Raw genomic sequence first — 12,851 nt, forward strand, 5'->3', positions numbered from 1 at the left:
AGGTTTTCACAGGTCGTTGCCCGCGTAGGAAAGATTGAAACTCTTGTTGGCGAGCGGGAAATCCGGGACGATCGTGTCCACGAGAGCCACCGGCAGCGCGGGCCAGTTGAAGAAGCTCGGGTCGACGGCTTTGACGCGGCTCAGCACTCCGGCGGAGAGTTCGACGCGGTGCACGATCGTGCCGCGCCAGCCCTCGGCCACTCCGGTTCCGGACCGCGAACCGCCGGGATCCGCGGTCTCCGACCGGTCGCCCAGCGATCCGGTCAGCCGCTCCACGAGCGCCGCCGCATGGGCGATCTCCTCCGCTCGCACCAGGAACCGGGCGAGCACGTCGCCGTCGGTCCGCGAGTGGCGCACCGGCTCGCCCAAGTCGAGAAACGGGTGCTCGTACCGTGCGTCGCGGCGAAGACCGCTGGCCCGCGCGACGTACCCGAGCGTCCCGAGATCCTCCGCCTGGCGCGTCGAAAGCACCGCCGTGCCCGCGAATCGATCACGGACCACGGAATGCTCCACCGCCAGCGAAGCGATCTCCTCGCCTTCGGCGGCCAACGCCCGCACTCGCGCCGCGTCCGGCAATCGGACCAGCCGAGCCCCGCCGAGTCTTACACCGCCGCGCAGGAGCCGGTGCCCGGTGACTTCCTCGTTGTGCCGCAACAGCTTCTCCCGCACCGTCTGCGCGTGCGAGTTCAGCACCGAGTGCCCGACGTCGTTGCACAGCGCGCCGAGATCGGCCACGTGGTTGTGGATCCGTTCCAGCTCCAGCAGGACCGCCCTGACCCGGGCAGCGTCCGCGGACACCGTCATGCCCAGCGCGTCCTCCACGGCGAGGCAGTAGGCCAGCGCGTGCCCGACCGCGGTGTCGCCGCTGATCCGTTCGGCCAGTTCGATCCCGGCCTCGGGCTCGCGGCCCGCGAACAGCGCCTCCAGTCCTTTGTGGACGAACCACAGCCGGGCCTTGAGATTCAGGATCGTCTCGCCCGACACCGAAAACCGGAAGTGCCCCGGCTCGATCATCCCGGCGTGCACCGGGCCGACCGGGATCTCCGACACCCCGGCCCCTTCCACCGCGCGGAACGGATACGGCCCGTCGGCCTCGCCGAACTCCGGCGGCGCACCGGCGCCGGCCCGCATCGGGTACCACCCGCGCGGCCAGTGGAAATGCCGGACCAGCCGCCGGGGCAACGGGTGGTCTTCCGGCACGATGCCGAACAGGTCGCGCATCTCGCGCTCGAACCGGCCCGCCGGGAACGACAGCCGGGCCAGGCTCGGCAGCCGCGGGTCGGACGCCGGGAGCCGCACGTGCACTTCGGCCCGGCGGTCGCCAGGGGCCAGGAACAAATACACCGCGCGCAACCGGTCGCCGTCGTCGTGCCCGGACACGAGTGCGACGCGGAATCCGTCTGCCAGCAACGATTCTGCCGCCGCGGGCAACTCCGCCGGAGCCGCTTCCCGTACGTTCACGAGCCCCCTCCCCCGGCCAGCGCCGCCGCGTGCAGCAACGACCCCAGCGGACCAGCCGAGAACCCAAACAACGCCCCAGACAACCCCGCCGAACCCACTCCCCACACGCTCACCAACCCCCTCCCCCAGCCAACGCCGCCGCATGCAGCAACGACCCCAGCGGACCAGCCGAGAACCCGAGCACCGCCGCGGCCGCGAGCGGGAGAACCAGCGCGACCCGCGTCGCCCGCGGGACCGGCACCGGAGCGCGTGCCGCACCGGGGCCGCCGGGCGGTTCGCCCAGCAGCATCCGCGTCGTGTGCCCGGCCAGCGCCGCCGCGACCACCAGCACCAGGACCAGGACGATCGCCGTCGCCCAGCCGAGGCCGCCGGCGAAACCGGCCCTGGCGAGCCCCAGTTCGCTCGCGAACAGGCTGAACGGCGGCATCCCGGCCAGCCCCAGCACCCCGGCGCCGAGACAGCCGGCGAGCACCGGACCCCGCGCAGCCAGCCCACGCACCCGGTCGATCCGGCTCGTCCCGGTGCCCTGCGCCACCCGGCCCGCGCCCAGGAACAGCACTGCCTTGACCAGGCCGTGGCCGAGCACGTGCACCAGCACCGCCGCCGTCGCGACCGGACCGCCGACCGCCGCGCCGAACGACACCAGCCCGAGGTGTTCGATGCTGGAATAGGCCAGCATCCGCTTGTAGTCGCGTTGCGCGAGCAGCAAAGTCGCCGCCACGAGGAGCGACGCGAGCGCCATCACGATCAGCAGGCCGCGGGCGAACCCGGCGCCGAGCGCGGCGTCGGAGATCACCTTCACCCGGAGCACGGCGTAGAACGCGACAGCGAGCAGCACCCCGGACATCAACGCCGACACCGGCGCAGGTGCCTGCGAATGCGCGTCCGGCAGCCAGGCGTGCAGCGGGGCGAGCCCCGCCTTCGCCCCGAACCCGAGCACCAGCAGGGTCACCGCGATCCGCGTCACGCCGCTGTCGAGGCCGCTTGCCCCGGCAGCCAAGCCAGCCAGATCGAGGCCGCCTCCGGCGTGTCCCGACGCGTACCCGAGCATCAGCGTGCCCAGCAACGCCAGCGCGAGCCCGGTCGAGCAGATCACCACGTACTTCCACGCCGCCTCGACCGCGGTCCGAGTCCGGCCCTGGCCGACGAGGAACGCGGTCACGACCGTCGTCGCTTCGATCGACACCCACAGCAGGCCGAGGTCAGCGGCGAGAACGGCGAGCGTCATCGCGGCGAGGAACAAGTGGACCAGCAGGCCGTGCCTCGCCGCCGTGCGCGCGGTTGCCCGGCCCGCGGCGCGTTCCGTCGCGAAATGCCCTGGCGTCGCGAGAGTCGCCGGAATCGCGACCGCACTGATCACTACCAGCAAGAACGCCGACAACGCGTCGGCCCGCAGCAGCCCTCCCAAAGCGACGATCGGACCGGCTCGCACCACCGCGACGGCCAGCACGATCGCTGCGGCCAGGCCAACGACAGTGCTCGCCGCGCCCGCCCACAACATGCCGCGCCGCCACGCGGGCACCAGGAACCCCAGTGCCGTCACCGCGGGCACCGCGAGCACCGTTACGACCAGGATCGCCATCAGTCGCGCAACTCCCGCAGTTCGCCGAGGTCCGTGCCGCCGAACAGCTGCCGCATCCGGCCGGACAGGATCTGCAGCACGAGGACCGCGAGCAGCACGTCCAGCGAGACCCCGATTTCCACGAGCAGCCCCGGCTCCGCGCCGAGCAGCAGGCCGGTCGCGGTGATCCCGTTGTCCAGCACCAGGAATCCGACGAGCTGGGACACCGCGCGCCGCCGGGTCACCAGCACGAAGAACCCGATCAGGACCACCGTGAGCCCCACCGGCGCGGCCGCCGAAGCCGGAGAAGGATCAAGTTCCACGAGCGGACGCGACACGGCGTACGCGATGAGTGCCAGCAAAGCGGCCGTCAGCAAGGAAGCTGTCACGTTCACGACCGGACGCGTCTCGCGCCGGTCCAAGCCCTGGCGCGCAGTCGCCCGCCGCACCAGCCACGGCAGGACACCGGCCCGCAAGACCAGCAACCCCGCCGCGATCAACCCCGCCTCGGCCGAGCCGGCGAGCAGCGCGGCCATCCCGGCCAGCGCGACGCCTTGCGCCGCGAGCATCCGCACCAGAACCGGAAGTTCGCGCCGCCACAGCGTCAGCACGGCGGTCAGCAGGAACAGCCCGCAGGCCAGGTAAAGCAGTTCGGTCACGAAACGCCTCCCGGCAGGACGAAGGACGCCGCCACCGCCAGCAGCGCGAGCAGGAACGAGCCCGCCAGCAATTCCGGAACCCGGAACAGCCGCAGCTTCGCGAAGAACACCTCGGCCGTCGCGAGCGCCGCGCCCAGCAGACCGACCTTCCCGGCGAACGCCGCGGCGCCCGCGAGCAGCGCGGGCAGCGACGCCGAGGTCGCGATCCCCCACGGCACGAACAGGTTGGCCAGCAGCCCGAGGAACACCGTCAGCCGCATCGAGGACGCCAGCTCGACCAGCGCGAGGTCCGGCCCGGCGTACTCCAGCACCATCGCCTCGTGCACCATCGTCAGCTCGAGGTGAGTGGCCGGGTTGTCCACCGGCAGCCGCCCGGTCTCCGCGACCGTCACGATCGCCAGCGCGACCGCGGCCAGCAGGCTCACCGGCGACCCGACCCGCGCCGGATCGTCCACTGTGGACGAAACGATCGCGGCGAGATCGGTGCTGCCCGCCCGCGCCGACAGCGCCAGGATCGCGACCAGCAGCGTCGGCTCGACCAGTGCGATGACGGTGATCTCCCGGCTCGCGCCCATCCCGCCGAACGCGGTGCCGGTGTCGAGCCCGGCGAGCGCGAGCGCGACCGTGCCGAGCGCCAGCAGCGCGACCACCGCGAAGAGATCGGCCACCGGCGGCAGCGCCGACGCCGTGGTGACGAACGGAGCCGCGACCGCGACCAGCAGCGTCGTCGCCATCAGCAAGACCGGTGCGGTCCGGAAGACCTGACCGGTGCCTCGCGGCGTCAGCGATTCCTTGCGCCGCACCAGTTTTCGGAGATCACGCCACGGCTGGAGCACTCCGGGACCAGCGCGTCCCTCCATCCGGGCGCGGATCTGCCGCATCAGGCCGGTCAGCACCGGTGCCCCGGCGACCACGAGCACCGCCTGCACGACCGCTCCGGCGGCGGCGAACCCGGTCATCGCGTCACCGTCAGCAGAATCAGCGCGAAAACCACCGCGGAGAAGCCGTAGCCGAGGTACCGGTGCACGCTGCCGGTGGCCAGCCGCCGCCCGGCGCGGCCCCACGCGGCGGCCGCGGCGAGGACCGGCCGGTACAGCACCCGTTCGAGCCGGTCTGGCACCTCCCGGCGGTAAGCGACCTGGCGCACGAGGTAGCGCGCTTCGTCGTAGTGGCCGACGTCCACATCGGTCTCCGGGCGCACGACATCGTCGAAAACCCGTTGCAGCGGTTCGGCGAACGACGTCGCGGTGTACTCCGCCCTTGCCGTCGCGGGACCGCCGCCGCAGTCCCAAAGCCGCGCTTCCCGGCGCTCCCGGCCCGACCCGAGCACCCGCACCGCCGCGACCACTAGCAGCGCGCCGCCGAGCAGGCCGAAGGTGATCAGCAACGGGGACACCGTGCCCGCGACCCCGTTCAGCCGCACGGTGAGCAGGTCGCGCTCGGCCGGATCGCCGAAGCCCGCCGCCGCCCCTACCGCAGGCAACACCAGCGTGGGGAACAACGCCGGCACCACGCAGGCCGCCGCTGCGAGGCCCATGCCGACGAGCATCGGCCCCGGGCTTTCGTGCGCTCGTTCCGCACCGGCACTGCGCGGTTTCGCGAGGAAGCCGATGCCGAACGCCTTGACGAACGTCGCCACCGCGAGGCCAGCGGTGAGCGCGACTGCGGCCATCGTGAGCGGCATCGCGACCGCAGTCACCACACCAGCGGCGGGAAGACCGTGCACCAAGGCTTGCAGCAGCAGCCATTCCGACACGAACGCCGTGCCGGGCGGCAGCGCCGAAGCGGCCAGCGCACCGAGGCCAAATAGTCCGGTGGTCCACGGCATCCGGGTGCGCAGGCCGCCGAGCGCGTCGAGGTCGCGGGTGCCGGTCGCGTGGACGACCGATCCGGCGGCGAGGAACAACAGCGTCTTGAACGCGGCGTGCCCCACGGTGTGCAGCAACGCAGCAGCCAGCGCCAGCCCCGCCGCGACCCGCGCGCCGGAGGCCGCGAGCAGCCCGGCCGCGCCGATCCCGGCGAAGATCAGCCCGAGATTCTCCGTGGTCGAATACCCCAGCAGCCGCTTGAGATCTGACGCCATGGCCGCCTGGAGGATCCCGTACACCGCGGAGACCGCGCCCAGCGCCAGCACGACGACCCACCACCAGCGCGAGCCGCCGCCGAGGAGGTCGAACCCGACGCGCAACACGCCGTACGCACCGAGGTTGACCATCGCCGCCGACATCAGCGCGGACACGTGGCTCGGTGCCTCCGGATGCGCGCGCGGCAGCCAGGCGTGCAGCGGCACGATCCCCGCCTTCGAACCGAATCCGGCCAGTACGAGCAGGAAAATCGCACTCGCCGCGCCTGGAGTTGGTGAAGCGGTGCGCAAGACCGCGAAACTGTCGCCTCCGGCGAGCGCGGCGAACCAGAGGAGTCCAATAAGGACAGTCACGAACCCGAGGTGCGTCATGACCGCGTACCACCGGCCCGCCGACGCGACCGAGGGCCGGAGCCGATGCTCGGCCAGCAGCAGGACCAGCGACGTGACCGCCATCAGTTCCCAGCACACGAGGAACGTGCCGACCGATGCCGCCGCAGGCACGAGCAGCATCGCCACCACGAACAACGGCTGCACCGCCTGCACCGTGCGAGCACGCAGCCCGTTCCGCGCGTAACCGATCCCGTGCAGACCCGCCGCGATCGCCACTCCGCCGGTGACAGCGATGAACAGGCCGCCCATACGGTCCAGTTCGAGCGAAAACCCGGACAACGGCAGCAGCCACGGAAAACTGGCGTGCGCGGTTTGCCCGGCGAGTGCCGCCGCCCCGGCCGCGATCCCGCCCGCGCCCGCGAGCATGGTGCCGATTCCGGCCACTCGCGTCCGAGCCGTCGCGGGCACCACGAGACTCACCAGCGCTGCCACGACCCCGCTCGCCACCGCCGCCCCGAGCCCTGTCGCCGCGAGGTTCACCGGCCCGTCAGCTTTCGCACCGCCTCGACGATCGCCTCGGGCCGAGGCGGGCAGCCAGGCACTTCGAGGTCGACCGGCACGACGTCGCGCACCGGGCCGGTCACGCCGTAAGCGCCCGCGAATACGCCGCAATCCCGCGCGCAGTCCCCGATCGCCACGACCGTCCGCGGCTGCGGCACCGCCTCGTACGTGCGTTTCAGCGGCTCCGCCATGTTGCGCGTGACCGGCCCGGTGACCAGCAGCCCGTCCGCGTGCCGCGGCGACGCGACCAGCCGAGCGCCGTACCGCTCAGCGTCGTAGACCGCGCCGAACGCCGCACCGATCTCGATCTCGCAGCCGTTGCACGATCCCGCATCGACGTGCCGCAACTGGACCGAACCGCCGAGCTCACGCGCCCGCGGCAACGGCTCCGGCCTCGGCGGGGCAGGTTCGGCGGCCCGCCCCGTCCGGCGGATCGCGCGCCACAGTCTCAGCACCGCACACCGCCCGCACGCCGAGTCCCGCGCACGTCAGCGCTCCGCGGGACGCGCGCCGCCGGCCTGCGCGGTACGCAGGTCGTCGAGCAGTTCGACCTGGCCCGACAGCACGCCGGTCAGGATCTCCCGCGCCACCGCCATCAGCTCCGCGACCTGCGGGCTGATCAGCGAGTAGTAGACGCTCGATCCTTCCTTGCGCGTCGTGACCAGCCCCATCCGTCGCAGCACCGCCAGCTGCTGCGACAGGTTCGCCGGCTCGATCCCGACCTCGGGCAGCATCTCCGCGACGGCGTGCTCACGCTGCGACAACAGCTCCAGCACCCGGATCCGGGCCGGATGGCCGAGCGTCTTGAAGAACTCGGCTTTGAGCTGGTAGAGCGGCTTGCTCACGAGCGCCTCCTGCGGTCCGGGCCCGCCCGCGAGCGGGACGGAAGGGTTCAGCAATTGCGAATATTAGCAATTGCTGAACTGTCTTCCAACCGGGGGCGAACCGGGACACCAGACACCCGACGACGTGCTGGCTCGGACGTCAGCTCAAGCCGGTCCCGCCGCGACCTCAGCCCTTCCCGCTGGCACCCGTCACCAGCGACCTCATCCGCGCCCGCGCACCGCCGAGCCGAACTCGGCCGCGTGATCGGCCACCCACTGGGCGAAAGTCCGCGCCGGAACCCCAGTGACCTCCTCTACCGTGGCCGTCGGCTGGTCGGGTTCGCGCCCGGCCAGGCGGGCGTACGCGTCGAGCATGGCGTCCGCGTACTTCGCCGGGACCCGCTCAAGAAGCAGTTCGCGCGCGACCTCCCGGGACACTTCCTCCCACCGGGTCTCCCGGCCGAGCACCTCCCCGATCACCCGGACCTGCTCGACCTGCGTGAGCGCCGCCGGACCGGTGAGGTCGTACTTCGCGCCGACGTGCCCGTCGGAGGTCAACGCGGCCACCGCGACCGCCGCCATGTCGGCTTCGTGGATGAGCGTCGAAGACACCGAGCCGTAAGCGCCCCGGACGACGCCGTCCTCGCGAATCTGCCGTGCCCAGTTGAGTGTATTAGTCGCGAAACCGTGCGGTTGCAGGAATGTCCACTCCAGACTCGTGCGCTCGATCGCCTTCTCCACCGCGAGATGGACCCGGCTGATCGCGTCGTCCGAGCCACTGCGCGCCGCAGCCGACGACAGCAACACCAGCCGACCGGCACTGCCAGCGATCGTGTCCGCGACCGCCCCGGCCAGGTCACCGGAAGTCAACGGCCACATCAAGAATACCGATTCCACGCCTCGCAACGCGGTGCGCAGACTGTCCACATCAGACAGATCGCCAGGGATGACTTCCACACTGCCGGGAAGATCGGCCTTCTCGGGCCGTCGAGCCAACGCGCGCACCGGACGGCCGCGCTCGGTCAGCTGCACCGCCACCTGTCGCCCGACGTTGCCGGTAGCGCCGATCACCAGAGTTGTCACTAGTACCTCCTTGTGCCTCAGAAAGACTCACCCTAGGTTTTGGGCTATCTTTTCGTAAGTACGCACCCTGGGGTAAGCTCCGGACATGGGAGTAGGCATCGAGGCAGGCCGCCGCACCGCCGCGGACCCAGGTGACGCATTCAACAGCGACTGCCCCGGCCGGACGGTGCTCGACCACGTCTGCAGCCGATGGGGAACGCTGATCCTGCTGTCGCTGCGCGAACGTCCGGCGCGCTTCTACGAACTGCGCGACACGATCGGCGGAATCAGCGAGAAGATGCTCTCGCAGAACTTGCGCACGCTGACTCGCGACGGCTTGATCCATCGGGAGGTGGAGCCTGCGACGCCGCCCAAGGTGACGTACTCGCTCACGGAGCTTGGGCAGGAGTTGGCTGCGCCGTTGCAGGGATTGCTGGACTGGGTCCGCGTGCGGGCGGTGGACGTGGTCAAGGCGCAGCGGCGGCATGATCGGCAGCACAAGCCTGAATCTTGAGCGGTCGCAGGCCCGGCCGGGAAGAGCGGCCGCTGCCGTAACAGGCTCGGCACTACGAGCGCGATCTCGAAGCGGCTCTTCAGGCCGTCATCCGCGTTTTCGAACGGAGTCCGGCTCGGTCCGTTCGGCAAAATCGTCTCCGCGCCCGCGCCTGGGCAGCACTCCACCGGCTGTGCGGCACGAAACGGTCCCCTTCGCTCCGGACAGAAATCGGGCGGCACCGGCACTCGCGACCTGAGGTCGTGAGTGCCGGTGCCGCCCGAACAATCAGAGCAAGAACCTCAGCCCTTCAACAGCTGCCGAGCCATCACCAGCCGCTGAATCTGGTTGGTGCCCTCGTAAATCTGGGTGATCTTCGCGTCCCGCATCATCCGCTCCAGCGGGAAGTCCCGGGTGTACCCGTACCCGCCCAGCAGCTGGACCGCGTCCGTTGTCACGCTCATCGCCACGTCCGACGCGTGACACTTGGCCGCCGCGCCGAAGAACGACAGGTCGTCGTCGCCTCGTTCGGACTTCGCGGCCGCGGTGTACACCATCTGTCGCGCCGTCTCGACTGCCATCGCCATGTCCGCCAGCATGAACTGGATGCCCTGGAAATCCGCGATGTGCTTGCCGAACTGCATGCGCTCCTTGACATATCCCAGCGCGTGGTCCAGTGCGCCCTGCGCGATGCCGACGGCCTGCGCGGCGATCGTCACGCGGGTGTGGTCCAGCGTCTTCAGGGCGATCTTCAGGCCCTGACCCGGCTCGCCGACCATGCGGTCGCCCGGGATGCGGACCTGGTCGAACAGGAGCTCCCGCGTCGGCGAGCCCTTGATGCCCAGCTTCTTTTCCTTGGCGCCGAAGGAGAACCCCGGGTCGGACTTCTCGACCACGAAGGCGCTCACGTTGGCGCCGCGGCGGCCGTCGGGGTCGGTTACCGCCAGGACCGTGTAGTACTCGGAGAAGCCCGCGTTGGTGATCCACGACTTCTGTCCATTGAGGATCCAGTCGTCGCCGGAAGGGGTGGCGCGGCAACGCATCGAGGCAGTGTCCGAGCCTGCGTCGCGTTCGGACAGTCCATACGAGAATCCTGCTTCGCCCGAAGCCAGCGGGGGCAGGTACTTCGCCTTGACGTCCTCGTTCGCGGCCAGGATCAGCGGCAGGCTGCCGAGTTTGTTCACCGCGGGGATGAGCGAGGACGACGCGCACACGCGCGCCACTTCCTCGATCACGATGCAGGTGGCCAGCGCGTCGGCACCGGCGCCGCCGTACTGCTCCGGCACGTGCGGGGCGTGGAAGTCCGACGCGACCAGTGCGTCGTAGGACGCCTTGGGGAACTCTTCGCGCTCGTCGGCCTCCGCGGCGTGCGGGGCGATCTGCTCTTCGGCGACCGCGCGCACGGCTTCGCGGATCGCTTCGTGGTCTTCGTTGATTTTGAACAGGTCGAAGCTCATCGGGTTCTCCTCGCCGGAACTCAGTAGGTGTAGAAGCCGCGGCCGGTCTTGCGGCCAAGCAGGCCGGCGTCGACCATGCGGGCCAGCAGCGGCGGCGGCGCGTACAGCGGCTCCTTGAACTCCTCGTACAGCGATTCCGCGACCGCCTTCGTGGTGTCCAGTCCGATCAGGTCGGCGAGCGCGAGCGGGCCCTGCGGGTGCGCGGCGCCGCGCACGAGGCCCTCGTCGATGGCTTCCTTCGTCGCGAAGCCGGACTCCAGCATGCGCACCGCGGCGAGGATGAACGGGATCAGCAGCGCGTTCACCACGAATCCGGCGCGATCCTGGCACAGGATGGCGTGCTTGCCGAGGGTCTCCTCGGCGAACTTCCGCGCGCGGTCGGCGGTCTCGTCGCCGGTGAGCAGGCTCGGCACCAGTTCGACCAGCGGCAGCACCGGGACCGGGTTGAAGAAGTGGATGCCGAGCACCTGCGCCGGGCGCTCGGTCGCGGTGCCGAGCTTCATGATCGGGATCGACGACGTGTTGGAGGCCAGCACCGCGTCCGGCGCGGCGACGATCTTGTCCAGCTTCGCGAACAGCTCCGCCTTGACCGTCTCGTTCTCGACGATCGCCTCGACGACGAGCGTGCGGTCGGCCAGGTCGTCGAGGTCCTCGGTGATCCGGATCCGGTCCAGCACCTCGGCCGCGGACGCGATCTTCCCCTTGCGCTCGGCCCGCCCCAGCGACGCCTCCAGCCGCGCCCGGCCCGCGTCGGCGGCCGCCCGGCTCGATTCGACCGCCACGACGTCCAGCCCGGCCCGGGCGCACACCTCGGCGATCCCCGCCCCCATCTGGCCGCAGCCGACCACGCCGACGAGCTCCACGTGCCTCACCCATCCCTCCGGTACTTGGTTTCATGATAACGATACTCAGTACCGGCGAGTAGGCGAGAGCGGGGTGGCCCACCTCACCCTGCTCCCGCGCGGCCGCGTCCGATTAGGCTGGCCGCAGCGTGCGTGCGAAAGGTGGCCCGATGCCCGAGAAACCGGCCAAGCAACGGCTGACCGAGGCCGCGTTCGCGCTGTTCGAAGAGCGCGGCTACGACCAGACGACGGTGGACGACATCACCGACCGCGCGGGCGTGGGGCGCAGCACGTTCTTCCGTGCGTTCCGGTCCAAAGAGGACGTGATCTTCCCCGACCACGAGGTGCTGCTGAGCGCGATCGAGGCCCGGCTGGCCGGATCCGACCCGCGCACGGCGATCGTCGCGGTCACCGAAGCCGCGCGGCTGGTGCTGCGGCATTACGTCGCGGAAGGCGACCTCGCGCTGGCGCGCTACCGGCTCACCCGCAGCGTGCCCGCACTACGCGCGCGCGAAATCGCGGGCACGCGGCAGTATCAACGGCTGTTCCAGGAATTCGTCCACCGCTGGATGGGCGGCGGCGAAGAAACCGCGCTGCGCGCCGAACTCATGGCGGCCGCGGTGGTGACGGCGCACAACCACGTCCTTCGGCGATGGCTGCGGGGGCAGGCTGCGGATCCGGAGGCGGCCTTCGACGCCGCGATGGCGGACACGGTCGCGCTGTTCGGCAACACTGGTGAGACGGAGACGACTGTGGTCGCTTTCCGGACAGGCAAAGACCTTTCCGCGGTGCTGCCGGGGTTGCGCAAGCTGCTCGGTGACGAGGGCACGCTCGGCTGAACGGCTACCGCGTCTGGTCTCTCACAAGGAGCGTTCGATGCCGCGATGGCGACACCGGCGATACGGAGACGACGGTGGTCGTCTCCGTATCGGCAAAGACCTTTTCACCGGACTGCTCGGCTACCAAGCCTCGTCGAACCGCACGCCAGCCTCGTACCAATCCTCGTCGCTCACCGGGCGCTCCGGTTCCGCGGAACGTTCGGGGTCGGAGGTGCGGTTGCGGAGGTAGTCGCCCTCGCCCTGCACAGCCGAAGCGGCCGCCGGGTTCCGGGACACCGCGGGCTTCTCCGGCGCGGCAGCGGGTTTCGGCTCGCCGGGCGCGGGAGACGGCCTCGGCTCGGCGGGCGGAGCGGGTCGCCGGGGAGCCGGAGTCGCGGGCGCGGCTTCGGGCGTGAACCCGGCCCGCCACTTCAGGCGGTCCATCACGTATCCGCGGGTGCCGAGCGGAGCCAGCAGCGCCGCCGTGCGGTTCGCCGATTCCCGTTGCGCTTCGGCGTACGTGCGCAGTACCAGCGCGGCCAGCTCGTCCGGCGGCAGATTCCGTACTGTGCCGGAGAGTTTCAGCCCTGTGAGGACTCCGTCGGTGTTGACCGTGGCGGTGACCGCGTTGCCGGGCGAGGACGCCTCGACCGACAACGCGGACAGAGCCTGGATCAGTTCTTCCGGACTGGGCATG

At 70.7% G+C, this 12,851-nt stretch carries 13 protein-coding genes; 2 read left to right on the forward strand and 11 right to left on the reverse strand.

What is annotated here, in order from left to right:
* Window positions 1-6: 6 nt before the first annotated feature.
* The 8 genes from DMP23_RS01505 to DMP23_RS01540 form a co-directional block, all read right to left on the reverse strand.
* Entirely contained in the window at window positions 7-1,461 is a 1,455-nt protein-coding gene (locus DMP23_RS01505) for a hydrogenase large subunit (RefSeq protein WP_337819915.1), read from the reverse strand.
* A gap of 109 nt (window positions 1,462-1,570) precedes the next feature.
* Window positions 1,571-3,043, reverse strand: coding sequence for a proton-conducting transporter transmembrane domain-containing protein (locus DMP23_RS01510; RefSeq protein WP_337819916.1), 1,473 nt, complete (start codon window positions 3,041-3,043; stop codon window positions 1,571-1,573).
* On the reverse strand, window positions 3,043-3,681 hold the full coding sequence (locus DMP23_RS01515) for a hypothetical protein (RefSeq protein WP_337819917.1): 639 nt from the start codon (window positions 3,679-3,681) through the stop codon (window positions 3,043-3,045). The genes DMP23_RS01510 and DMP23_RS01515 overlap by 1 nt, the downstream gene beginning before the upstream one ends.
* The gene (locus DMP23_RS01520; protein WP_337819918.1) at window positions 3,678-4,640 is read right to left on the reverse strand and encodes a respiratory chain complex I subunit 1 family protein; all 963 of its coding nucleotides are present in this window, start codon (window positions 4,638-4,640) and stop codon (window positions 3,678-3,680) included. The genes DMP23_RS01515 and DMP23_RS01520 overlap by 4 nt, the downstream gene beginning before the upstream one ends.
* The gene (locus DMP23_RS01525) at window positions 4,637-6,637 is read right to left on the reverse strand and encodes a proton-conducting transporter transmembrane domain-containing protein (protein WP_337819919.1); all 2,001 of its coding nucleotides are present in this window, start codon (window positions 6,635-6,637) and stop codon (window positions 4,637-4,639) included. Before DMP23_RS01525 ends, DMP23_RS01520 begins: the two co-directional genes overlap by 4 nt.
* Complete coding sequence (locus DMP23_RS01530) at window positions 6,634-7,113, reverse strand: NADH-quinone oxidoreductase subunit B family protein (protein ID WP_337819920.1); 480 nt, start codon at window positions 7,111-7,113, stop codon at window positions 6,634-6,636. The genes DMP23_RS01525 and DMP23_RS01530 overlap by 4 nt, the downstream gene beginning before the upstream one ends.
* 33 nt (window positions 7,114-7,146) lie before the next feature.
* Window positions 7,147-7,503: a metalloregulator ArsR/SmtB family transcription factor gene (locus tag DMP23_RS01535; protein WP_043833578.1), complete on the reverse strand. Its 357-nt coding sequence runs from the start codon at window positions 7,501-7,503 to the stop codon at window positions 7,147-7,149.
* 201 nt (window positions 7,504-7,704) lie between these two features.
* Window positions 7,705-8,565 carry an NAD(P)H-binding protein gene (locus tag DMP23_RS01540; protein WP_337819921.1) on the reverse strand — a complete coding sequence of 287 codons (861 nt, stop codon included), beginning with the start codon at window positions 8,563-8,565 and terminating at the stop codon, window positions 7,705-7,707.
* 85 nt (window positions 8,566-8,650) lie between these two features.
* Here DMP23_RS01540 and DMP23_RS01545 point away from each other — a divergent pair, with 85 nt between their 5' ends.
* Window positions 8,651-9,058: a winged helix-turn-helix transcriptional regulator gene (locus DMP23_RS01545; protein WP_337819922.1), complete on the forward strand. Its 408-nt coding sequence runs from the start codon at window positions 8,651-8,653 to the stop codon at window positions 9,056-9,058.
* Window positions 9,059-9,339: 281 nt separating this feature from the next.
* Here DMP23_RS01545 and DMP23_RS01550 read toward each other — a convergent pair whose 3' ends face one another.
* Window positions 9,340-10,494, reverse strand: a complete 1,155-nt coding sequence (locus tag DMP23_RS01550; RefSeq protein WP_337819923.1) for an acyl-CoA dehydrogenase family protein — start codon at window positions 10,492-10,494, stop codon at window positions 9,340-9,342.
* A 20-nt stretch (window positions 10,495-10,514) separates the two neighbouring features.
* Window positions 10,515-11,366, reverse strand: a complete 852-nt coding sequence (locus DMP23_RS01555; RefSeq protein WP_337819924.1) for a 3-hydroxybutyryl-CoA dehydrogenase — start codon at window positions 11,364-11,366, stop codon at window positions 10,515-10,517.
* Window positions 11,367-11,506: 140 nt separating this feature from the next.
* Between DMP23_RS01555 and DMP23_RS01560 the strand changes: the two genes are divergently transcribed.
* Window positions 11,507-12,175 (forward strand): TetR/AcrR family transcriptional regulator, encoded by a 669-nt coding sequence (locus DMP23_RS01560; RefSeq protein WP_037818612.1) that lies wholly within the window; start codon window positions 11,507-11,509, stop codon window positions 12,173-12,175.
* 120 nt (window positions 12,176-12,295) lie between these two features.
* On the opposite strand, the gene DMP23_RS01565 is transcribed toward DMP23_RS01560, so the two are convergent.
* Window positions 12,296-12,850, reverse strand: a complete 555-nt coding sequence (locus tag DMP23_RS01565) for a YbaB/EbfC family nucleoid-associated protein (RefSeq protein ID WP_337819925.1) — start codon at window positions 12,848-12,850, stop codon at window positions 12,296-12,298.
* Between the last annotated feature and the right edge of the window lies 1 nt (window position 12,851).

Source organism: Amycolatopsis sp. A1MSW2902 (genome assembly GCF_017312175.1).
Lineage (GTDB): Bacteria > Actinomycetota > Actinomycetes > Mycobacteriales > Pseudonocardiaceae > Amycolatopsis > Amycolatopsis nivea.